The 23,789-nt window shown below is 34.1% G+C and carries 17 protein-coding genes; 10 read left to right on the top strand and 7 right to left on the bottom strand.

The features are described 5' to 3' along the window. Positions 1-33 precede the first annotated feature (33 nt). From IHE43_RS12040 to IHE43_RS12025, 4 genes are read left to right on the top strand one after another with little or no spacing between them, the layout of a single operon-like run. Positions 34-2,097, top strand: coding sequence for a glycosyl hydrolase (locus IHE43_RS12040; protein ID WP_225585061.1), 2,064 nt, complete (start codon positions 34-36; stop codon positions 2,095-2,097). 22 nt (positions 2,098-2,119) lie between these two features. Then, positions 2,120-3,238: a glycoside hydrolase family 88 protein gene (locus tag IHE43_RS12035; protein ID WP_192184104.1), complete on the top strand. Its 1,119-nt coding sequence runs from the start codon at positions 2,120-2,122 to the stop codon at positions 3,236-3,238. Further along, positions 3,238-6,204 carry a glycoside hydrolase family 2 protein gene (locus tag IHE43_RS12030; protein ID WP_192184103.1) on the top strand — a complete coding sequence of 989 codons (2,967 nt, stop codon included), beginning with the start codon at positions 3,238-3,240 and terminating at the stop codon, positions 6,202-6,204. Before IHE43_RS12035 ends, IHE43_RS12030 begins: the two co-directional genes overlap by 1 nt. Further along, positions 6,188-7,996: a prolyl oligopeptidase family serine peptidase gene (locus IHE43_RS12025; RefSeq protein ID WP_192184102.1), complete on the top strand. Its 1,809-nt coding sequence runs from the start codon at positions 6,188-6,190 to the stop codon at positions 7,994-7,996. Before IHE43_RS12030 ends, IHE43_RS12025 begins: the two co-directional genes overlap by 17 nt. A gap of 115 nt (positions 7,997-8,111) precedes the next feature. Here IHE43_RS12025 and IHE43_RS12020 read toward each other — a convergent pair whose 3' ends face one another. The 3 genes from IHE43_RS12020 to IHE43_RS24045 form a co-directional block, all read right to left on the bottom strand. Next, positions 8,112-8,561: a hypothetical protein gene (locus IHE43_RS12020; RefSeq protein WP_192184101.1), complete on the bottom strand. Its 450-nt coding sequence runs from the start codon at positions 8,559-8,561 to the stop codon at positions 8,112-8,114. Positions 8,562-8,780: 219 nt separating this feature from the next. After that, on the bottom strand, positions 8,781-9,365 hold the full coding sequence (locus IHE43_RS12015; RefSeq protein WP_192184100.1) for a phospholipid scramblase-related protein: 585 nt from the start codon (positions 9,363-9,365) through the stop codon (positions 8,781-8,783). Positions 9,366-9,595: 230 nt separating this feature from the next. After that, complete coding sequence (locus IHE43_RS24045; protein WP_370526659.1) at positions 9,596-9,916, bottom strand: YcxB family protein; 321 nt, start codon at positions 9,914-9,916, stop codon at positions 9,596-9,598. A 911-nt stretch (positions 9,917-10,827) separates the two neighbouring features. Here IHE43_RS24045 and IHE43_RS12010 point away from each other — a divergent pair. From IHE43_RS12010 to IHE43_RS11985, 6 genes are all read left to right on the top strand, one after another. Beyond that, positions 10,828-11,361: a DMP19 family protein gene (locus IHE43_RS12010; RefSeq protein ID WP_192184099.1), complete on the top strand. Its 534-nt coding sequence runs from the start codon at positions 10,828-10,830 to the stop codon at positions 11,359-11,361. Positions 11,362-11,540: 179 nt separating this feature from the next. After that, positions 11,541-11,678, top strand: coding sequence for a hypothetical protein (locus IHE43_RS12005; protein ID WP_192184098.1), 138 nt, complete (start codon positions 11,541-11,543; stop codon positions 11,676-11,678). Further along, the gene (locus IHE43_RS24040) at positions 11,672-11,830 is read left to right on the top strand and encodes a GreA/GreB family elongation factor (RefSeq protein WP_192188210.1); all 159 of its coding nucleotides are present in this window, start codon (positions 11,672-11,674) and stop codon (positions 11,828-11,830) included. Before IHE43_RS12005 ends, IHE43_RS24040 begins: the two co-directional genes overlap by 7 nt. Before the next feature lie 100 nt (positions 11,831-11,930). After that, positions 11,931-12,431: a hypothetical protein gene (locus tag IHE43_RS11995; protein ID WP_192184097.1), complete on the top strand. Its 501-nt coding sequence runs from the start codon at positions 11,931-11,933 to the stop codon at positions 12,429-12,431. Beyond that, on the top strand, positions 12,428-12,910 hold the full coding sequence (locus IHE43_RS11990; protein ID WP_192184096.1) for an AraC family transcriptional regulator: 483 nt from the start codon (positions 12,428-12,430) through the stop codon (positions 12,908-12,910). The genes IHE43_RS11995 and IHE43_RS11990 overlap by 4 nt, the downstream gene beginning before the upstream one ends. A 68-nt stretch (positions 12,911-12,978) precedes the next feature. Beyond that, complete coding sequence (locus IHE43_RS11985; protein ID WP_192184095.1) at positions 12,979-13,998, top strand: helix-turn-helix domain-containing protein; 1,020 nt, start codon at positions 12,979-12,981, stop codon at positions 13,996-13,998. A gap of 65 nt (positions 13,999-14,063) precedes the next feature. Here IHE43_RS11985 and IHE43_RS11980 read toward each other — a convergent pair whose 3' ends face one another. From IHE43_RS11980 to IHE43_RS11965, 4 genes are all read right to left on the bottom strand, one after another. Next, positions 14,064-15,692, bottom strand: coding sequence for an OmpA family protein (locus IHE43_RS11980; protein ID WP_192184094.1), 1,629 nt, complete (start codon positions 15,690-15,692; stop codon positions 14,064-14,066). A 377-nt stretch (positions 15,693-16,069) separates the two neighbouring features. After that, positions 16,070-16,984: a type IX secretion system membrane protein PorP/SprF gene (locus IHE43_RS11975; RefSeq protein ID WP_192184093.1), complete on the bottom strand. Its 915-nt coding sequence runs from the start codon at positions 16,982-16,984 to the stop codon at positions 16,070-16,072. A gap of 27 nt (positions 16,985-17,011) precedes the next feature. Beyond that, positions 17,012-18,298, bottom strand: a complete 1,287-nt coding sequence (locus IHE43_RS11970) for a gliding motility-associated C-terminal domain-containing protein (protein WP_192184092.1) — start codon at positions 18,296-18,298, stop codon at positions 17,012-17,014. 275 nt (positions 18,299-18,573) lie between these two features. Next, entirely contained in the window at positions 18,574-23,763 is a 5,190-nt protein-coding gene (locus tag IHE43_RS11965) for a collagen-like protein (RefSeq protein WP_192184091.1), read from the bottom strand. Positions 23,764-23,789 lie beyond the last annotated feature (26 nt).

Here is a 23,789-nt window from a genome sequence, read left to right as displayed (position 1 = left end):
AAAAGATCTGCTCCCGGAGGAAGCGGTTTTACATTGGACCATTATTCAGAAGAAGCCTTAAATACTTACGTCGTTCCGTTTAATAATGCTTTTAAAGGCCGTGAAGGAAAAATCAGAGCAATTTTTAATGACAGTTATGAAGTTTATGGAACTGATTTTACGCCTAATTTTTTCGAAGAATTTCAAAAACTCAGAGGCTATGATTTAAAAAAACAAATGCCATTATTATTGAGTGAAACGGATAATGAAATTGGTAACCGAATAAAAAGTGATTACAGACAAACTATTGGCGATTTATTACTGAATAAATTTGACAAACCATGGACACAATGGGCAAATTCAAAAAACTTTAAAACCAAACTTCAGGCACATGGATCTCCCGGAAATTTAATTGATTTATACGCTTCCGCGGATATCCCGGAATGCGAAACTTTTGGTTCCATGCCATTTGATATTCCGGGTTTCAGACGCGAAAAAGAAGATATCCGTGAAGGAGATGCAGACCCTGTAATGCTGAAATTTTCTTCATCTGCAGCGCATGTTTCAGGAAAAAACCTTGTTTCTTCTGAAACATTTACCTGGTTGAGAGAGCATTTTAAAACAGCTTTATCACAATGCAAACCTGAAGCAGAAGATTTAATGCTAAACGGAGTCAATCATATTTTCCTTCATGGCTCAACTTATTCTCCAGAAAGAGCAGCCTGGCCGGGATGGAAATTTTATGCCTCTGTAAATTTTAATTCCAATAACAGTATCTGGGAAGATGCCCCTGCTCTATTCTCTTATATTGCAAACTGTCAGTCGATGTTGCAACAAGGAAAATCAGATAATGAAATATTACTTTATTGGCCCATTTTTGATACCTGGGACAAATATCAAAATGGAACTTTGTTTTTTCAATTCAAAATACATTCTCTATCTGAATGGTTATATGAAACTTCTTTTTATGATACAACCAAAAGTTTAATAAAAAAAGGATACGGAGTAGACTTTATTTCAGATAATTTTATTGCTGAAGCTAAAGTGGTAAACGGAAAAGTCAGTCTGCCAGGCGGAACTTTTAAATCACTGATTATTCCGGCATGTAAAAAAATGCCGCTTTCTACTTTGCAGAAACTTATTGAGTTGAAAAAAGCGGGTGCGAATATTATATTTGAAGGACTTCCGGAATCTGTTCCCGGTTTTAATGATTACCAAAAGCAGGAACTAGAGCTTAAAACACTTTTAACTGCAAACAGTGAATTGGTTAAACCAACAACTGATATATTTACAACATTAGAAAATGCTCAAATATATCCTGAAACACTTGTAAATACAGGTCTAAAATTCATTCGAAGAAATATTGACGGTGAAAAAATCTACTATCTGGTAAATCACACTCCTAAAACGATCGATGAATTTATTCCGATTCAAATTGGTAATAAAGAGGTTGTAATTTTTGATCCATTAAACAGAAATTATGGGAATGCTATTGTAAAAAAAGACGCGAATACAACATTAGTAAAAATCAAAATAGAACCAGGGCAATCTTATTTTCTAAAAACAGAAAACACGGTTTCTCAAAAGAAATGGAATTACTATGAACCAACTGCTGCTGCTATTCCGTTAAAAGGAAACTGGAAAATTACTTTTGATAAAGGCGGTCCTCAATTGCCTCCAAGTGCAACAATTTCAAATTTAGAATCCTGGACAAAATTGGGTCCTGAGGCAGAAGCTTTTTCAGGATCTGCAACGTACGCACTTCAATTTGATAATCCGAATACCAAAACAAAATCATGGAGTTTAAATTTGGGAGATGTCCGCGAAAGCGCTAAAGTTTGGCTAAATGATGAATTTATTGGTACGGCCTGGTCAGTTCCATATAATTTGAATATCAGAAAATTAAAATCTGGAAAAAATACCCTGAAAATTCAGGTTACAAATCTTTCTGCTAACCGAATTAGAGATAAAGAATTAAAAGGCGAAGAATGGAAAATTTTCTACGAAATCAATATGGTTGATAAGGATTATAAGAAATTCGATGCAACAAAATGGAGCCCAATGCCTTCAGGATTATTAGGACCTGTTACTCTAACGCCATTAAAACAACAAAACTAACTACTAAATAACGAATACTAAAATGAGAAAATTACTTTTAATCCTCGCTATAGGCTTTTTATATACGACAAATGCACAACAGCCATTTGATAAAAAACTGGTGCTGAAACAAATGATTTTGGCCAATGATTATTTTATGCAAAAATGGCCGGAAACAGGCAAAACTATTATTACCAATAAAGAACGCCCTAGTAACATTTGGACACGAGGAGTTTATTATGAAGGACTAATGGCTTTACACGAAATTTTCCCAAAAGACACCTATTATGACTATGCTTATTCCTGGTCAGAATTCCATAAATGGGGATTCAATAGCGGCAACACAACCCGCAATGCCGACAATTATTGCGCCGCGCAAACCTATATTGATTTATACAATTTAGAACCAGATTCTAAAAAACTAAAAAATACAAAAGCTAATATCAATATGCTTTTGAATACAGCTCAATTGGACGATTGGTCCTGGATTGACGCCATTCAGATGGGAATGCCGGTTTTTGCAAAAATGGGAGTTTTAGAAAAAGACAATCGTTATTTCGAAAAAATGTACCAAATGTATATGTATTCCAGAAACAAACATGGAGACAATGGACTTTTTAATCCGAAAGATGGTTTATGGTGGCGAGATGCCGATTTTGACCCTCCATACAAAGAACCAAATGGTGAAGATTGCTACTGGAGTCGTGGAAATGGATGGGTAATTGGTGCATTGGCAAAAGTATTGACCATCATTCCTGAAAATGCACCTCACAGAGAACAATATGTAAAGGATTTAAAAGCAATGGCAGCAGCGCTTGTTCCTATTCAAAGACCTGACGGATTCTGGAATGTAAGTTTACATGATCCAACAAACTTTGGCGAGAAGGAAACTTCAGGAACTGCATTATTCGTTTATGGAATAACCTATGGAATAAATAGTGGGATTTTGAAAAAAGAAACTTATTTGCCTGTAGTTCAAAAAGCGTGGAATGCAATTACAACGGAGAGTTTGCATACTAATGGATTTCTAGGCTTTTTACAATCAACCGGAAAAGAGCCTAAAGACGGTCAGCCGTTATCATACGATAAAATTCCAGATTTTGAAGATTACGGATTAGGGTGTTTTTTACTGGCTGGTTCTGAAATTTATAAAATGAAATAATGAAAAAAGCGTTATTGTATTTTATTTTAATTCTTTTTAATTCACCTTTATTTTCTCAGGAATTTAAGAGAGAAAAATACAATTTCAATGCCGATTGGAAACTAAAAACAGGAGACTCTAAAAACGCAGAGTCTCCTTCTTTTAATGATAATTCCTGGAAAAAAGTAACACTTCCTCATGCTTATAATCAGGAAGAAGCTTTCGAAAAAGATATTGAACATCTTACTACCGGACTTGTCTGGTATCGAAAGAAATTTAAACTTCTAAAAGGAATCAAAGACCGTAAAGTTTTCTTAGAATTTGAAGGAATTCGTCAAGCAGGAGTAATTTATCTAAACGGTCAAAAAGTTGGTCTCCATGAAAATGGTGTAATGGCTTTTGGCTTTGATATTTCAAATTTGGTAAAACCTTTTCCGCAGGAAAACACAATTGCCCTTAGAATTGATAACGACTGGAAATACAAAGAGCAAGCTACAGGAGCTCCCTATCAATGGAATAATATCAACTTCAATGCAAATTATGGAGGAATTCCAAAAAACGTTTTTCTGCATATTACCAGCAAATTATATCAGACACTTCCTCTCTACTCCAATTTAAAAACGACTGGAGTTTATATTTATCCATCTAAAATTGATATTCAGACACAAAGTGCTGTGATCAATGCTGAAACAGAAGTTCGTAATGAATTTGAAACTTCAAAAACAATTCAATATGATGTTGTCATTGAAAATTTCGACGGGAAAAAAATCGCTAATTTTTCTGGTGACAAAACGACTATTCTACCAAATGAAACAAAAATTTTAAAAGCTAATAATGTAGTTAACAATCTGCATTTTTGGAGCTGGGGTTACGGTTATTTATATACTGTAAAAACGATTTTAAAAGTAGATGGGAAAATTATTGATGAAGTTTCAACTAAAACTGGTTTTAGAAAAACAGATTTTAAGGAAGGTCAATTTTGGCTAAATGACCGTGTGCTTCAGATAAAAGGATATGCACAAAGAACCAGTAATGAATGGCCAGCAATTGGAATGTCAGTTCCTCCCTGGTTAAGTGATTTCAGCAATAGATTAATTGTTGAAGGGAATGGCAATTTAGTTAGATGGATGCATGTAACGCCATGGAAACAAGATATAGAATCCTGTGACAGGGTTGGATTATTACAAGCAATGCCGGCTGGTGATGCTGAAAAAGATGCACAGGGAGATATCTGGAAACAACGTGTAAACTTAATGCGTGACGCTATTATCTACAACCGAAATAATCCGAGTATTATTTTTTATGAAAGCGGAAATGAGTCCATCAGCGAAGCTCACATGCACGAAATGAAAAGTCTTAGAAATACGTATGATCCTTTTGGAGGACGCCCTATTGGCTCTCGCGAAATGCTGGACAGTCAAGAAGCCGAATATGGCGGAGAAATGCTTTATATAAATAAAAGTGCCAGAAAACCATTGTGGGCAACTGAATATTCCAGAGATGAAGGCTTGCGCAAATATTGGGATGAATTCTCACCTCCTTATCACAAAGAAGGCGATGGTCCTTTATATCGCGGAAATCCTGCTAATGATTACAATCATAATCAGGATCATCACGCTATTGAAGATGTTGTACGGTGGTATGATTATTATAAAGAAAGACCCGGAACAGGAATAAGAGTGAACTCCGGTGGCGTAAACATTATTTTCTCAGACTCAAATACACACCACCGTGGTGAAGAAAATTACAGAACCAGTGGTGAAGTCGACGCTATGCGTATTCCAAAAGATGGTTATTGGGCACATCAGGTCATCTGGGATGGTTGGGTAGATGTTGAGAAACATCGTACGCATATTTTAGGACACTGGAATTATAATGAAACTGTTACAAAAAACATCTATGTAGTTTCAACAGCTGTTAAAGTTGAATTATTTATCAATGGAGTTTCTAAAGGTTTTGGAAAAAGAAGCAATGAATTTCTTTTTACGTTTGAAAATATCGCTTGGAAATCTGGAACAATAAAAGCTATTGGTTACAAAGAAGATGGAACTGTTTTAAGTGAAGATGAAAAATCAACAACAGGTGAACCAGCAGAAATTAGACTAAAATTAAGAACACAGTCAAAAGGCATGCTGGCTGACGATGCCGATGTTGCCTTAATTGATGTTGAAGTTGTAGATAAAAATGGTAATCGCTGTCCGATTAGTAATAATCTAATTTCATTTTCAATTGAGGGACCTGCAACCTGGCTGGGTGGAATTGCACAAGGGCCAAAAAATTATATTCTTTCAAAAGATATTCCGGTAGAAAATGGGATTAATCGTGTTATGGTTCAATCTTTGGCGAAAGCCGGAAAAATAAAAATTACAGCAAAATCAGCCGGATTGAAATCATCTGAATTGTTTTTTGAAACAAAGTCCGTTATAGTAACAAATGGTCTTTCAGAAGAAATTCCCGGAATAAACCTTCCATCAAATTTAGAACGTGGCCCAACTCCAAAAATAGCTTCTTACACACAGAAAAGAATTCCTGCATATATTTTAAATGCTGTTTCACCAGCCAATAATAACGATACCTATAAAAGCTATGACGACAACGAGCTAACCGAATGGAAAAACGACGGGAATATTAATACCGGAACAATAACTTATACCCTTTCAAAACCTTCAATCGTAAATGAAATTGTAGTAAAATTAACTGGCTGGAGAACTAAAATATACCCTATTCGAATTTTGGCTGATGAAAAAGAAGTTTTTAAAGGAAGTACAACCCAAAGTTTAGGATACATTACAATTTCGTTAGAACCAGTTTTGGCTGAAAAAATCACGATCGAATTAATCGGTGTGAATACAGAAAAAGACGGTTTTTCAAAAATTGTTGAAGTAGATCCAACAAAAGAATTAGATTTATATAAAGATAAAGCAGCAACAGACGCTACCGGACAATTACGCATTGTTGAAATAGAATTTTATGAAAAAATCAAATAATTTAACCCCGGCTAAAACAGTTTTAATTCTTGTCTCTTTTGGGATGAGCCTTTCTGTTTTCTCTCAAAAAAAGGAAATCTCTCTATGGGATAAAATTCCGGATGAAATTATATCCAAAGATTATTCAGAAAAAATAGTGACGGATAAAAACGGAATTGAAGAAGATGTTCGAAAAGTTACCAAACCAACCCTTACAGCTTATTTTGCTGATTCAGAAAAATCTAATGGAACATCGGTTATAATTTGCCCTGGAGGCGGTTATGGCATGCTGGCTATCAATAAAGAAGGATTTAAAGTTGCAGAATGGCTTAACGGTCTGGGCATAAATGCTTTTGTTCTCAAATATAGATTGCCTAGTGATCTAATTATGAAAAATAAAACGGTTGGTCCACTACAGGATGCGCAGGAAGCTGTGAGGCTGGTTCGTCGAAATGCCGTTAAATGGAAATTGAATCCTAACAAAATCGGTGTTATGGGGTTCTCCGCTGGCGGTCATTTGGCCTCTACTTTATCTACACATTACAATGATATAGTTTATGTTTCAGCAGATACTACGAGCGCCAAACCAAACTTTTCAATTTTAATTTATCCGGTTATTTCAATGCAGGAAGAAATTACACATCAAGGATCTAAAGATAATTTATTAGGCAAAAATGCTGACACAGAAACAGCGTATAAATATTCAAATGAAAAACAGATAAATGCCAACACACCAAAAACATTTTTAGTTCATGCCACAGATGACAAAGCGGTACCAGTTGAAAACAGCATTAATTATTATCTGGCTTTGAAAAAAGAAAAAGTTTCTACTGAAATGCATTTATATGGAAACGGGGGCCATGGTTTTGGTTTGGACTTGAAGGGAACAAATATGTCCTGGCCAAAAACCTGTGAAAAATGGCTAATAACTAATGATTTCATGTTAAAACCTGATGGTTATGTATTTACTTATTTTAAAGGAAACGGTGAGGACGGTCTGCATTTAGCTTACAGTGAAGATGGATATAAATGGACCGCTTTAAAAAATGACGCTTCATTCTTAACTCCGGAAGTAGGTAAAGATAAACTCATGCGAGATCCTTGTGTTATAAAAGGTGGAGACGGATTATATCATATGGTTTGGACTGTTAGTTGGACAGATAAAGGGATTGGATATGCTTCATCAAAAGATTTAATTCATTGGTCAAAACAGGAATTTATTCCGGTAATGGCATTTGAAGAAAAAACAAGAAATACATGGGCTCCTGAAATTACATATGATGAAAATTCTAAAAAATACATGATCTATTGGGCGTCTACAATCGACGGAAAATTTTTAGAGACAAAATCAGCGGAAGAAAAAGGTTATAATCATAGAATTTATTACACCAGAACAAAAGATTTTAAAAAATTCTCCAAAACTAAATTACTTTATGAACCGGGATTTAATGTTATAGATGCTTCAATTGTAAAACAAGATCAGGGATTTGTAATGTATTTAAAAGATGAAACCCGAAATCCGGTTCAGAAAAATATTAAAATAGCTGTTAGCAAAAAATTAAAAGGTCCATATAGTAAAGCGAGCGATGCTATTACAGGCAATTATTGGGCAGAAGGTCCAACAGCAATTAAAGTAAACAATAATTGGACTGTTTATTTTGATAAGTACACCGAAAAGAAATATGGAGCGGTCAAAGAAACTCCTGAAGGTTGGAAAGATATTTCAGAACAAATTAGTTTGCCTGCAGGAACACGTCATGGTACGGTTATAAAAGTTTCTGAAGAAGAAATTGCTGCTCTTAAAAAAGAATAGAAAATATTAAAAGGCTCCTAAATAAAAATGTAGGATATTGAGCAACCTTTATCCTACATTTTAAAGTGAATTAATATAAAATAACTTTTAATTAATAAAAGCCCTCTAATACAAGCTAAAGCAGAAAAAATAATGCATTATATGAATTATAAAATTGCGTTTGAAAGATTGCTGAACTTTCAAGTAAAGTTTTAGATACTTGCTCGGCAGGCTCCTGAGCCTTTTTAAAGTGGGCTTTTAAATCTTTTAAAATCTCTGGCTTTGTTTTAGATTCATCTAATAGAATTAGATTATTAATTTCCTGAAAAAAAGCTAAACTGCCATATAACTGCTTATTGAATAAACAAACTAAAACATTTGCTCCTTTCTTTTCTAATTTCAGATAGTCAATCATTTCAGTTTTATCATAAACCACAAATATCGAACGATCGAAATCTTTATAATCATTTTCATTTTCGATCAGAAATGAATTTCCAGAGAAATCAAATTCATCTTTAAACTTTCTTTTAAACATTTTAAGGAAAACCCCTTTATTATCACGTACTAAAACTTTTTCTCTCTCCATAATACTAATTGTCTTTGTCAAATTTTTTTTTGGATAGTTACCTAATCATTAATCAGTTATAACCGCTTCTTAAATAATGATACAAAGGTATAATCGATATTTATATCAATATTGTCACAATAAGTCAAAAAACAATTAAATTAAGCCATATTTTCAATTTAACAACTTGTTAACTAAACAATTGAATAGTGGATCTAAATAAATATGCATGACTTAAATTTATTTTTTCATAACCATATCAATAATAATTGCACTTGATAAAATGGTAATTTTTTTCTTTTTATCAACATAATCAGCCTCAAAATTCACATTATATTTATCGGCCGATTTGAATAATCCTTTCATTGCTTCGATCCAGTTTTTGTCTATTGAACCAATTTGTTTATGAAAAGGATCGCTAATAATAAAATTCCATTTTTTCGAATCCCCAGAAATTTCAGCAATTATTTCATCTGATGCGTTTAATATGCTGAAAACTGGTTTAAAAAAGGCAAAATTTCGTTTTATACTCCCTATTTTTTCTCCCTGTGCATCATGAATAATAATCTTTGATTTTAAAAAAATCCATCCTCTGGAAATTGATGCTAACAACGCCCCGTTACAGCTTCTTATTTCAAATACAAAAGGTAATAAAGTCTTACTAACAAAGGATCTCAATATCTTTTGTCTTAATGTAAGTCTTTGCTTAATGAGACCAATGCATTCCCGTTTTTCATTATAAATTTGATGGTGTCGATAAAACTTAAAAAAGAGACGTTTTTGGTCTACAAAATAACTATTAGCATTAAAGAAATCTGTATTCATTTTTATATTTTATAAAAAGACAGTATAAAGTATTTACTATCTTTTGTTCGCAAGATGTCTGATATTATATTTGATAAATTCAAAATGAGATTTAGAAACTGAACAGTAAAAATTATCTCAATAAATTTAAAAAGACTAAATCAAACATTAAATATTTACATTCATTTAAGAATTAACATAATTGAAATAAAGTTTACTTACCGACACTAAATTCAAAATATAATCATCTATTAAACTTTCGTAACCTGGATTACATTCCTTTCTACAAAAGTTATTAGTTCTTTTATATTTCTATTCTCGTTCTTATTCGAAATAGAAATTATATATCCGTTTTTTTCTTTAACATATAAAAAGAAAAAATCTTTAGTTAAAATTGCTTTTTCAATCTGAGTCCATTTATGAACGAACTCCCCTAACGGAGAATGAACGTAAATAAAGGAATTTGTAAAATTGAATTTGTATTTTACTAAGAACCTGTCAAATCTTAAAAGCTTTTTAATTAACTCAAAAGTAATTTTGCAGGTCGTATTGACAAATGAATACTGAAACATAAAAAAAATAATTACGAAAGTCAGATTCCGTATTATCCATATGATTAAATCACTGCCACTATTCAGATCAAAAAAAGAGTAAAAAATATAAAAGATTAAAGCAAATCCGAAAAAAATCTGAACTCGTCCCTTATACAGATTTTTAAAATACATTTTATTTAACTTCCGTACTTCATCTGCATTTAATCGAAACTCTAAAGAAAAATCAGAAGCATTCATATTGTTTAAATTACTTAATATATAACTTTTTTAATTCCTTAATTTTTTTTCAGAAAAAGAGAAAATTAATAACCAAAAGTATAAGACAAAATTAAAAAAGGTTAGAATATTAATTTTCCCATTCCCGTCATTAGAATATCAAAATAAGACTTAATAAAAAACGATAATGACAGCTAAATCTAAAATAAAAATTGTTTTTTAGTCAAAGCATCAAAATAGGGAAGTCAATAAAACCTATGGATTCTATCGCTTAAAAAAAAAGATATCAATACTGCAAAAAGTTCAAAAAGTATCAGAAAAAGACTTAAAAAACAATATTATTTAGTTTGTTTTCAAATAGTTAAATAAACAAACCTTTTTTAAATTGGAATTCAAATATTTAATTACATTTGAATTTGATTGAAATTAAGTGTAAATATTTACTTACATTAAAAACACCTTGATTTAAAGAAAACCTCAGTGTTAAAAACAAATAATAAAAAGTCAATTATAAAAAAATAAAAGCAAATAATATTATTTCTAATATAAAAAGAGAATCTAAATTATTAAAAATTGGCCTTCCTATTAAATACAAAATGAATCTAAAAACATATAGCTCTTTTGAGCTTTATTTTATTTATATAAATGGAATTTCAAAAAATATTACAAAATACATTCTCAAATTAATTATTAAAATAAAAATGCAAACGAAGATGAAAACAGAGAAAGAAAGAATTGAAAAAATCAAAAGACACAAAAAAACACTGCCGTACATTAAAAAAGAAGAATTGCTAAATTACAATGATAATACATGGGATTTATTCTTTCTACTACTTTCCAACTATTATGAAATCATGGACATTGAAACAGAAGATGATTTTACGGATTCACAGCGTACCCTAATTGCATATAATATTATGTATGGCGAAATTACAACAGGCGGGTTTTTAGAATTGATTAAAAACGGATATGGCAGTTATATTTTTGAATCGATATTTTCTGAGACATTAAAAAAATGGGGGGCTACAGAGATGGCAGTTCATATCAATAAAGCTAAAGAAATTTACTTTCAGAATAAAACCGAACTTGAAATAGTGAGAACATGTGAAGATCTTTTTGATATGTATCAGCAGTATCCCGAATTTAATGTTTTAGATAATGAATTCTTTAAAATCATGAATTCAGAGTCCGATAAAATTAAACAATATATTCAACAGCACATCAATGAATTTGCTATTGTCGCTTAGGTACGCAGCCAAAAGATAATAAAGAGATAGTCCACACAAAATGCAGGCTAATTTATGAAGATGCAGTAATAAATAGTAAGATGAAATATGATCAAATAATTATCGAAGAAAAAGATTTAAAGCTATTAAAAACAATAATATCTAAATCTAAAATATTTAAAGGCAAAAATTATTATTCATTGATCAAAAAACTCAGAAAAGAACTTGAATATGCCCAAATACTTTCAAACGATGCAATTCCGGAAGATATTATAAGAGTAGATTCTACTGTAACAATTCAAATGTCTTCTAATGTTATCAGAAGTTTTCAATTGTAACACCTGAGACATGCAATGTTATTCAGGACAAATTATCCATACAATCACCAATTGGACTGGCTGTGATTGAATATGCTGCTAATGATGAAATTTTATGGCAGTTTACTTCCGGTCCAAATAAGCTCAAAACATTAAAAGTTATGCAAAATTAAAAAGATTCATTCCAAATTTAAAAACACCAACCTACTAAATACTAAAACATTACAAAAATAATAGTAAATTAAACTAACTTTATATATAAAAAATATTTGCGTGAAAACAATCGAACATTCTTATGGTGCAGATTTATCATGGGTTGAAAATTTTGCAAAACAATTTGGAGGAAAAATTGAAGGCAATTTTATCATTATGCCTGAGGAACTTCAAACAGGTACACGATATTTTCTTGATTGCGGAGAAGGTATAATAGCATATTATGTAAATGTATTATACAATAAAAATTTTCGCTTTATTCAAAAAAATAAAAACAACGACTTTGTTGGACTTTATTATAACCTGACAGAAGGTGAAGCAACAGTTTCAAGTAATAGTTCCGTTTATGATGTTGGTCGTTGGCGCTATAATTTATCCGTACTTGATGGATCATTGGAAACTGATTATAATGTTAAAGCAGGGAGTTGCACTTTTGCTCTATGCATTTTCATAAAGAAATCCATGATAGCGAAATTTGTAAAAAAAAACAACATTCCCCTTCCTGATGTTGATAAAATAACTGATCCTTCAAAAATACCATTGTCAGATTTGACAGAATGAGTAGTGACAGCTATCATTTATTAAATGATCTACGAAAATTAAAAGTTGGCGGATCCATATTTAACCTAAATATGATAGGGACAGTACAAATGCTGATCTCAAATTATTTAAAAAAAATGTCAACTCACAGAATTATAATCCAAACGGTTAATTCCAGTGATCTCAATGGTATCATTACCACACAAATGTTTTTAATAGAACATATAGACGAACATTTTCCAAGTATTGTTCTTATGGCAAGAATGGCCAATATGTCTGAATCAAAGTTTAAAAACTTATTTAGAAAAATAACGGGACTAACTCCAAATAAGTTTTTTATGGATAATAAATTACTCAAAGCAAAAGAGCTCCTTGAAAAAAAACAACTATCAATATCTCAGGTGTCAGATCAGTTAAGCTTTACTAACAACTCTTATTTTGCTTCAAAATTTAAAGAGAATTTTGGAATATCACCAAAGACATTTATCAAGCAATTATAATTATTTCAGGTATTGAGACTGTGTAATAGCAAACTAAACTTCTTTCATTAAAATATATTCATTTACACATGAAAAAAATTACACATTATTATAGTTTGACCCCAGAATGGCAAAAAGAGTTTGCGGAAAAAATCGGTGCAGAATTTATCGACAATAAAATCATTAAATTTCCGGAAACAATCGGTAAAGGGCATTCTTATTTTACTCAGATTATCCCAGGAATTTCAGTTTTGTTTATTGACTTTTTAGTAACCTCACCATTAAAAATAACCAGACTTGCATCTGATAGCGAATTGTATATTTTTCACTTTGATTTAAGTGAGCATGTCAATTTAATAAAGATTAACAATAAGGACTATGAAATTGGTTCTTACGATAAATTAGATCTTGCCATTATTGATAATGAGATAGAAAGTTCTTTTAAGCCATCGGTTAACGAAAGAACGATTGCAATACGAATACTAGTTGACAAAAGTTTGCTAAATGATTTTATAGCAAAGCATTCTAAAAAAGAAGAAGTCAAAGCAAAAAGCAAAGACGGTAAACGGGTATTTTATCATTATGGCAATATTGACAGCAACAGTATTTTACTGATTCGGTCAATCAAAAATAAATCTATTAATGATCTCTCATTTGAACCACTACTTAAAGGTGTCTCATTAAAATTGTTAGGTAATTTTTTTAATAAATTTTACGACACGCCAGTCACAAAAAACAATATGACCACAAATGAACAAGAAGCTATTGATAAAACCAAAGAATACCTTCTTAATAATTTGTACGGCTCCTTTCCTTCTGTAATATTTTTAGCCTCAATGGCAGGAATGTCTGAATCAAAATACAAAATATTGTTCAAAAAATGTTTCAATAACACTCCAAACAATCTTTTTATTAAAGAAAAAATGTTGTTAGCACAACAACTTTTACAGAGTGGAAAATTTAATTCCCTTACTGATATTATTTACGAATTGAACTATACCAAATTAAGTTATTTTTCATCCAAATATTATGAACTCTTCCATAAAAAACCATCACAAGATTTTGTAAAAAAAACTGGTACAAAAATTCAGAACAAAGAAATTAAATAGTAACAAATTAGGGGATATTTTTCAGATACCCCCTAATTTTATCAGATGCTACAGTTTCAAAGCTGTTATTTTTTATTTAACTGTATAATAAACTCTGAACGCCTGTTTTTCTGGTGTTCTGCTTCAGAACATTTTACTCCATTTGAACATTTGTTTATTAAGCGTGTTTCTCCAAATCCTTCAGCACTCACCCTTTCTTTCTCAATTCCGTGCGATACGATGTAATCCATAGTTGATTTAGCTCTGTTTTGTGATAATTTCATATTAAAATCATCTTTTCCTCTACTATCTGTATGGGAATTAATTTTTATAGAAATAACAGGACGAACCTTCATTACTTCCACAATCTTATCCAATTCAGTTTTAGAAGATTCTCTTATTTTATATCCATTATAATCAAAATAAATTGGGTTTAATTTTAATTTATCGGTAAGATCATCTCCTTCATGTATTGCTACTTTCTCATTATTTACAATTACCTCCATCTCATTAATAAAATCAAATGAATACTCTCGTTTCTCCGCCGGTTTAAAAGGTGGTGCAATTTGTTCTTTTTCAGTAAGTCCTGCTTTTTTATATGCCAGTTTATAATCTGTAAAAGGTAGCAAGTCAGCTGAATATTTACCTTCTTTATCACTATATACAGTATTTATTTTTTCATTTTTAGCATTATAAACCTCAACAACAATTCCTTCAATTGGTTCACCAGTTGTATATCTTAATGTTCCAAATACTAAAGGTTTTATATTGAAATTAAAATCAATCGGTTTGTTCTCCGTAAAGCCATAGATGTCATCATTACCACTCCTGTTGGAAGAAACATAACCTTTTTTTATATCATCTTTAAACGTATAAGCAAAATCATCTGAATTGGTATTCACACCATCTCCAACATTTACGACATGATATTTACCAGACTCATCTTTAATTGCTGCAAATACATCAAGACCACCAAGACCAGGATGTCCGTCTGAAGAAAAATACAATATACCGGAAGCATCCATAAATGGATAAGTCTCTCTTCCTAATGTATTAATTTCATCGTCTAATCTAGTTATATCATTACCAATAAAACCACCTTTTTTAAGACTTACTTTATACAGATCGGAGTTCCCAAATTTATTATTTCGGTCTGAAACAAAATAGAGTTCGGTTTCGTCCGGGCTTAATGCAGGATGTGCAGACGAGAAGCCATCTCCATTTAGAGGATAACCTAATTCTTTTACGTTTTTCCATTCACCATTAACATTTTCAGCTACATAAATTTTCAAAAAAGTAGTTCCGTTTTTATCAACTCCAAGTTTACCTTCAATATAATTATTTCTGGTAAAAAACATTGTTTTACCATCTTTTGTTATTGCTGGAGTACTCTGATGATATCTTGTATTTACCTCCCCTTTTAAAAGGGCTGGATTCTGCAATCCTCCATCGACTGTTACATCTGCAGTATATAATTTTAAAAATGATTTATCATTCCAGCTGTGTTTACGTTTGATAATCACACCAGTATCTTTTGCTGAAGCATACATTACTTTTTCTTTATTCAGATAGGAAGTTCCAAAGTCCGAAAATGGAGAATTAATTTCTACTGCTTTTAAATCATAACGACCCGATTGTTTTTGTATATCAGCTAATAATTTTTTTTCACCCCAGCCTTCACTTAAATCTTCTTTTCCAGACTTTGAGTAATACATTTTCATTATTGATTCTGAAGTCTTATACTCTTGCGCATTATTAAGGCATTGGGCATATCTAAAATAGTACTCCGGCGAAACATTATTTGAAGCTGTTACCACTTTAGCATAACACTTTGTCGCTTCCGGATAATTTCCATTATAATAATAACAATCCCCAAGTTTTGTATAAATCTCTATTGTACTGGTTCCTTTATTTAATTCTTTCTCATATAATTTTATCGCTTCAATAAAAGCAAATTAATTATAAGCTTCATTTGCTTTTTCCAGTTTTTTATCCTGAGCTGTAATACTTCCTATATGCATTATACAAGCCGTAAGAAAAACTAAAACAATTTTTATTTTTTTATAAATCATCTTATTTTTTAATTAAGTTATTAAAAGAATCTTGGACTTACCAGCCTCGTTTTCGATTTACTTAATAAATCAAATCTTAAAAATATTTCGTGAGAACCTGAATTGTAATGTCCAAGATTTGTGGTATCATGATCATATGCATATCCTATTTGAATACCATCTGTTACTTGAAAACCAGCTAAACCACTAATACTTGCATCCCAACGGTATGCTGCTCCAAGCGTCAATTTATCATTAATCAAGAAGTTGGCTGACATATCAACCGCTACTGGTGCCCCTACAACAAACTTAGCCAACACTGCAGGTTTAAATCTTAGATATGGGTTAATATCAAAAACGTATCCACCCATAAAATAGTAATGTGCTTTAGTCGAATATACTGATGCAGCTACATCATCATAAAATTCAGTCTTTAATAATTTTGGAACAGATATTCCCGCATACCATTTAAATGTGTGAAAATAAACGCCGGCACCAACATTAGGTGAAAACTGAGATTCGGTCCCTGTCATATATGGATCTTGATATTCCGGATTTAATTTTGTGTAATCAACTTCGAAATTGTCAAAACCTCCGGAAATACCAAACGAAATTTTCAATTCATCTGATGGCATAATGGTGTACGCATAATTAACTGTAAAGCCAGTATTTTTTGTCGGTCCAATCTGATCACTTGCTACATTTAAACCAAGACCATTTCCATGATACCCTAAAGGTGTCTGAACTGAAAAATTCATCGTTTTTGGAGCTCCGTCCAAACCAACCCATTGGGTTCTGTATAATGCCATAGCACTTAAAACCTCTCTTGACCCTGTATAACCAGGATTAAAAGTCATAGTATTATACATGTATTGTGAATATTGTGATTCTTGTTGCGCAGAGGCTCCGAGAATACCTAAAAACAATAATGATACTATATAAAAAAGCTTTTTCATTATTTCTATTTATTACGTTCTGTTTAATTATTGATTATTGATGTACAGATAGCCTGATTGCTCCACTACCTTCTTAGTATTATTATATTTCAATATGTAGAAATAAGTTCCTGTAGGAAGTTTTTCTCCTCTATTTATTGTTGCTCGTCCATCTGAGTATCCTCTAAACATGTTATCTGACTCATTGTAAGATTTTGTTTCAAATACTTTAACTCCCCAGCGGTTATATATTTCAACCATATTGTCTGGATACTTATCAATTTCCTTTATATGAAAACTATCGTTGATTCCGTCACCATTGGGAGAAACGGCATTGTAAACGATAAGTTTTTCATCTATGATAATCTCTTTAACAATGGCCATGGTAAATATTCCATAACCTGTTACCTGAGCTGTTAAAAGTTTTTCATAATTCAATGTTTGAGTTGGATCACTCGACTCCCCATTGCAATTAGTCCATTTTTGAAGTATATCGTCCCAACGCACGATTGCTAATTTTGTATTTGGAGGTATATTAAAAAATTCAGATGGTGTTGTCTTATCGTTTAATGTCAGACTTAATACAATTTTTTCGTTACCACTATCTTGTGTTACTTTCCAGTATTCACTGTCATTTATGCTTAAAATTGTCTCCTCTTTTTGAGAATGAGGATAAAGCGCATTCGAGTTTTGATAAAAATATTGTGTTGTAAAAGCATTTTTCAAATCAGAAGTTACTCCAGAAATTGCCGGTCTGTAATAAAGCTGATTTCCAACCGGAAATTCAAACATCGCATTCCCTTTTTTCTGTACTTCTCCGTCTACAAAACTCTGATTTCCAGCATTTGTAAAAGAGGCTTCCGTATCAAAAATCATTCTACTACTATACTCTCCCGCATTTACAATTCCGTTTTTAAAATCCGCATTCTTACCAACTTTAACGGCTGTTTTGAGCTGAAAAGGCATTAATGATGTTACATTATTAAAAACAACATTCTGAAAGTCAGACACCTGGGAACCTGCAATTATTTGTTCTTGTTCTCCTGTAAAAAATGTTGTTCCCGAGCTTTTATCTGTATAAGAAATTGAACCGTCATTATTATAGTTTTCAAAAGCATGGACTTGGCCATCATTGACAAAATTTCCTGTGATTTTATTATCATAGTTCATATATACTGACAATATGGTATTACCACTTACTTTTAAATCTCCTTGATTTATAAATTGCGCCTGTCCTTTTTGAGACAAAAGCAGGATTGCTATAAAACTAAATATGCAGCTTAAATCTTTTCTGTTTTTCAAGACAAACTGAAATTGTTGTAAATCTTTTATCATTTTATATAAATTTATTTTTTATACTACTACTTGAAAATCATTCTAAATGAAAGTGCAAAATTAGAAGCATAACTATCATTTATTGACCCTTAGAAGTTATTGATATATCACAATAGGGTCAATTTACTATTTGAAACATCACAACTTCTAAAGAAAAAAAGGAGTATAATCTTAATTAAAAGTTATACTCCTTTTGCATTACAATTTTCTTTATTAGTGGACTGTCACTTATTTTAAGATTTGTACACTTTATCTAAAAAAGTGTGATTTCTCCATTATTTTAAGTAATCAATTATAACATTATCGTTTGCCATCAATGCATATGAACCATTGTTTGTAGGGTTATAAGAAACCACACTTCCATTTATAGTTAATGCATCTTTATCAATACGCACGCCATTTATATAAAATTTCACTTTAGATAAAGAAGATGGCATCGCTGCTAATGTAAAACTTGACTGACCAGCCATAGCAGTAAATTCATCAATTGCCTGGGTCAATTGTTGAGGAACTGTTGCATTTACTATGTATGGACTTGCATCTGTTCCTGCTCCTGTTATTGTTACATTTGTTCCAGCAGTTGTTTTTCCTCCGATTCCTGCAAGACCTTGAATTCCCTGTGGTCCTGTAGCTCCAGTCAATCCAATTGGACCTTGTAAGCCTTGAAGTCCCTGCGGACCTGTGGCTCCAGTTAATCCGATTGGACCTTGTGCACCTGCAGCTCCAGCTGTCCCAGTATCACCTTTGTCTCCTTTTAATCCGGCCAATTGTGTTGGAGTAAAATCAGTGTATTCGAAATCTTTACCAGCATCTCCCTTATCACCTTTGTCTCCTTTTAATCCTGCCAATTGTGTTGGAGTAAAATCTGTGTATTCGAAATCCTTACCGGCATCTCCTTTATCACCTTTGTCTCCTTTTAATCCTGCCAATTGTGTCGGAGTAAAATCTGTGTATTCGAAATCCTTACCAGCATCTCCTTTATCACCTTTGTCGCCTTTTAATCCTGCCAATTGTGTTGGAGTAAAATCCGTGTATTCGAAATCCTTACCAGCATCTCCTTTATCACCTTTGTCTCCTTTTAGTCCTGCCAATTGTGTCGGAGTAAAATCTGTGTATTCGAAATCCTTACCAGCATCTCCTTTATCACCTTTGTCTCCTTTTAATCCTGCCAATTGTGTTGGAGTAAAATCCGTGTATTCGAAATCTTTACCAGCATTTCCCTTATCACCTTTGTCTCCTTTTAATCCTGCCAATTGTGTTGGAGTAAAATCCGTGTATTCGAAATCCTTACCAGCATCTCCTTTATCACCTTTGTCGCCTTTTAGTCCGGCCAATTGTGTTGGAGTAAAATCAGTGTATTCGAAATCCTTACCGGCATCTCCTTTATCACCTTTGTCTCCTTTTAATCCTGCCAATTGCGTTGGAGTGAAATCCGTGTATTCGAAATCTTTACCAGCATCTCCTTTATCACCTTTGTCTCCTTTTAAACTTGCCAAGTATTCCGTTACAGTTTTTCCCTCATTTCCAGAAATCTCTTTCCAGATTTCAAAAGCTGATTTTCCATCTGCTCCTGCAACACCGTCAGCACCTTTCAAGCCATCAAGGTATTCCGTTATTGATTTTCCGTCATTACCCGGAAGTTCTTTCCAGATCTCAAAAGCTGACTTCCCATCTGCTCCTGCAACACCGTCAGCACCTTTCAAGCCATCAAGGTATTCTGTTATTGATTTCCCGTCATTACCCGGAAGTTCTTTCCAGATTTCAAAAGCTGACTTTCCGTCTGCTCCTGCAACACCGTCAGCACCTTTCAAGCCATCAAGGTATTCTGTTATTGATTTCCCGTCATTACCCGGAAGTTCTTTCCAGATTTCAAAAGCTGACTTTCCGTCTTTTCCATTGATGGAAGTCCAGGTTCCGTCAGGATTCTGAACGTAAACCGTACTGGTTTCTGTATCAGTATAAATATTAACGTCTTTTCCAGGAGCACCAGGTGTTCCTGCAATTCCAGGAACACCAGCACCAGCAGCAGTTCCTACCTCGCCGTCTTTTCCATTGATAGGAGTCCAGGTTCCGTCAGGATTCTGAACGTAAACCGTACTGGTTTCTGTATCAGTATAAATACTAACGTCTTTTCCAGGGGCACCAGGTGTTCCCGCAATTCCAGGAACACCAGTACCTGCCGCAGTTCCTACCTCGCCTTTATCTCCTTTTTCTCCTTTAAGGCCATCCAAAAATTCCGTGATCGATTTCCCGTCATTACCCGGAAGTTCTTTCCAGATTTCAAAAGCTGACTTTCCGTCTTTTCCATTGATGGAAGTCCAGGTTCCGTCAGGGTTCTGAACGTAAACCGTACTGGTTTCTGTATCAGTATAAATATTAACGTCTTTTCCAGGGGCACCAGGTGTTCCCGCAATTCCAGGAGCACCAGCACCAGCTGCAGTTCCTACCTCGCCGTCTTTTCCATTGATAGGAGTCCAGGTTCCGTCAGGATTCTGAACGTAAACCGTACTGGTTTCTGTATCAGTATAAATATTAACGTCTTTTCCAGGGGCACCAGGTGTTCCCGCAATTCCAGGAACACCAGCACCAGCAGCAGTTCCTACCTCGCCTTTTTCTCCTTTTTCTCCTTTAAGGCCATCCAAAAATTCCGTTATTGATTTTCCGTCATTACCAGGAAGTTCTTTCCAGATTTCAAAAGCTGACTTTCCGTCTTTTCCATTGATGGAAGTCCAGGTTCCGTCAGGGTTCTGAACGTAAACCGTACTGGTTTCTGTATCAGTATAAATATTAACGTCTTTTCCAGGGGCACCAGGTGTTCCCGCAATTCCAGGAGCACCAGCACCAGCTGCAGTTCCTACCTCGCCGTCTTTTCCATTGATAGGAGTCCAGGTTCCGTCAGGATTCTGAACATAAACCGTACTGGTTTCTGTATCAGTATAAATATTAACGTCTTTTCCAGGGGCACCAGGTGTTCCCGCAATTCCAGGAGCACCAGCACCAGCTGCAGTTCCTACCTCGCCTTTATCTCCTTTTTCCCCTTTAAGTCCATCCAAAAATTCCGTGATCGATTTCCCGTCATTACCCGGAAGTTCTTTCCAGATCTCCAAAGCTGATTTTCCGTCTTTTCCATTAATAGAAGTCCAGGTTCCGTCAGGATTCTGAACATAAACCGTACTGGTTTCTGTATCAGTATAAATATTAACGTCTTTTCCAGGGGCACCAGGTGTTCCCGCAATTCCAGGAGCACCAGCACCAGCTGCAGTTCCTACCTCGCCTTTATCTCCTTTTTCTCCTTTAAGGCCATCCAAAAATTCCGTGATCGATTTCCCGTCATTACCAGGAAGTTCTTTCCAGATTTCAAAAGCTGACTTTCCGTCTTTTCCATTGATGGAAGTCCAGGTTCCGTCAGGGTTCTGAACGTAAACCGTACTGGTTTCTGTATCAGTATAAATATTAACGTCTTTTCCAGGAGCACCAGGTGTTCCCGCAATTCCAGGAGCACCAGCACCAGCTGCAGTTCCTACCTCGCCTTTATCTCCTTTTTCTCCTTTAAGGCCATCCAAAAATTCCGTGATCGATTTCCCGTCATTACCAGGAAGCTCTTTCCAGATCTCCAAAGCTGATTTTCCGTCTTTTCCATTAATAGGAGTCCAAGTTCCGTCCGCATTCTGAACATAAACCGTATTGGTTTCTTTATCAGTATAAATATTAATGTCTTTTCCTGGGTAACCTGCCTCACCTTTGTTTGCAGGTACTCCGTTACCTCCAGCTGTTCCAACTTCCCCATCTTTACCATTGATCGGTGTCCAGGTTCCATCAGGTTTCTGAACATACACATCTCCGCTTGAATTGTCAACATACATATTGATATCTTTTCCCGGGTAACCTGCCTCTCCTTTGTTACCAGGTGCTCCGGTTCCGCCGGCTACGCCAACTTCTCCTTTATCTCCTTTTGCTCCTGTAATAGGAGTCCAGGTTCCGTCCGCATTCTGAACATAAACCGTATTGGTTTCTTTATCAGTATAAATATTAATGTCCTTTCCTGGGTAACCTGCCTCACCTTTGTTTGCAGGTACTCCGTTACCTCCAGCTGTTCCAACTTCCCCATCTTTACCATTGATCGGTGTCCAGGTTCCGTCAGGTTTCTGAACATACACATCTCCGGTTGAATTGTCAACATACATATTGATATCTTTTCCCGGGTATCCTGCTTCTCCTTTATTGCCAGGTGCTCCGGTTCCGCCAGCTATGCCAACTTCTCCTTTGTCTCCTTTTGCTCCTGTAATAGGAGTCCAGGTTCCATCCGCATTCTGAACATAAACCGTATTGGTTTCTTTATCAGTATAAATATTAATGTCCTTTCCTGGGTAACCTGCCTCGCCTTTGTTTCCAGGTACTCCGTTACCTCCAGCTGTTCCAACTTCTCCATCCTTACCATTGATCGGTGTCCAGGTTCCGTCAGGTTTCTGAACATAAACATCTCCGGTTGAATTGTCAACATACATATTGATATCTTTTCCCGGGTATCCTGCTTCTCCTTTATTGCCAGGTGTTCCGGTTCCGCCAGCTACGCCAACTTCTCCTTTGTCTCCTTTTGCTCCTGTAATAGGAGTCCAGGTTCCGTCCGCATTCTGAACATAAACCGTATTGGTTTCTTTATCAGTATAAATATTGATGTCTTTTCCAGGGTAACCAGCTTCTCCTTTATTTCCAGGTACTCCGTTACCTCCAGCTGTTCCAACTTCCCCGTCTTTACCATTGATCGGTGTCCAGGTTCCGTCAGGTTTCTGAACATACACATCTCCGCTTGAATTGTCAACATACATATTGATATCTTTTCCCGGGTAACCTGCCTCTCCTTTGTTACCAGGTGCTCCGGTTCCGCCGGCTACGCCAACCTCTCCTTTATCTCCCTTATCTCCTTTTAAACTTGCCAAGTATTCCGTTACAGTTTTTTCCTCATTTCCAGAAATCTCTTTCCAAATTTCAAAAGCTGATTTTCCATCTTTTCCCGGTGTTCCTCCACTTCCATTTATAGGAGTCCAAGTTCCATCAGAATTTTGAACGTAAACCGTACTAGTTGATTTATCTGTATAAATAGTGATATTTTCACCCGGATATCCAGTCTCACCTTTAGCACCAGGCACAGAATTACCGGCGATAGCAGTAAGATCTCCAGAAATTAACATTCTATTCCATCTATTATCAAACCAATAATAGTAACCTGGGGTAATGTTAGCATTATCAGTAGTATTATAAACCAACAAACTAATAATATTACCATTTACAATCGTCTTATTATCAGTTGTACTTGTTAAGGCAATCTGTGGTATCAACATACCTTTGTTGTTGGAAAAAACTTCCAGCTGAGCAGAAGATTTCGGATTTAATGTTCCGACACCTACCTGCGAGTGAGCAGAAAAAGTTCCTAAAACAACAAATAAAGGGAGTAATCTATTTTTCATAACCTTTTAAATTATTATGTGTTTAA

Origin of the sequence: Flavobacterium sp. MDT1-60, assembly GCF_014844035.1 — a bacterium.
Taxonomy (GTDB): domain Bacteria; phylum Bacteroidota; class Bacteroidia; order Flavobacteriales; family Flavobacteriaceae; genus Flavobacterium.
The sequence above is the reverse complement of the archived record's forward strand: the minus strand, read 5'-3'. Positions and strand labels throughout refer to the sequence as shown.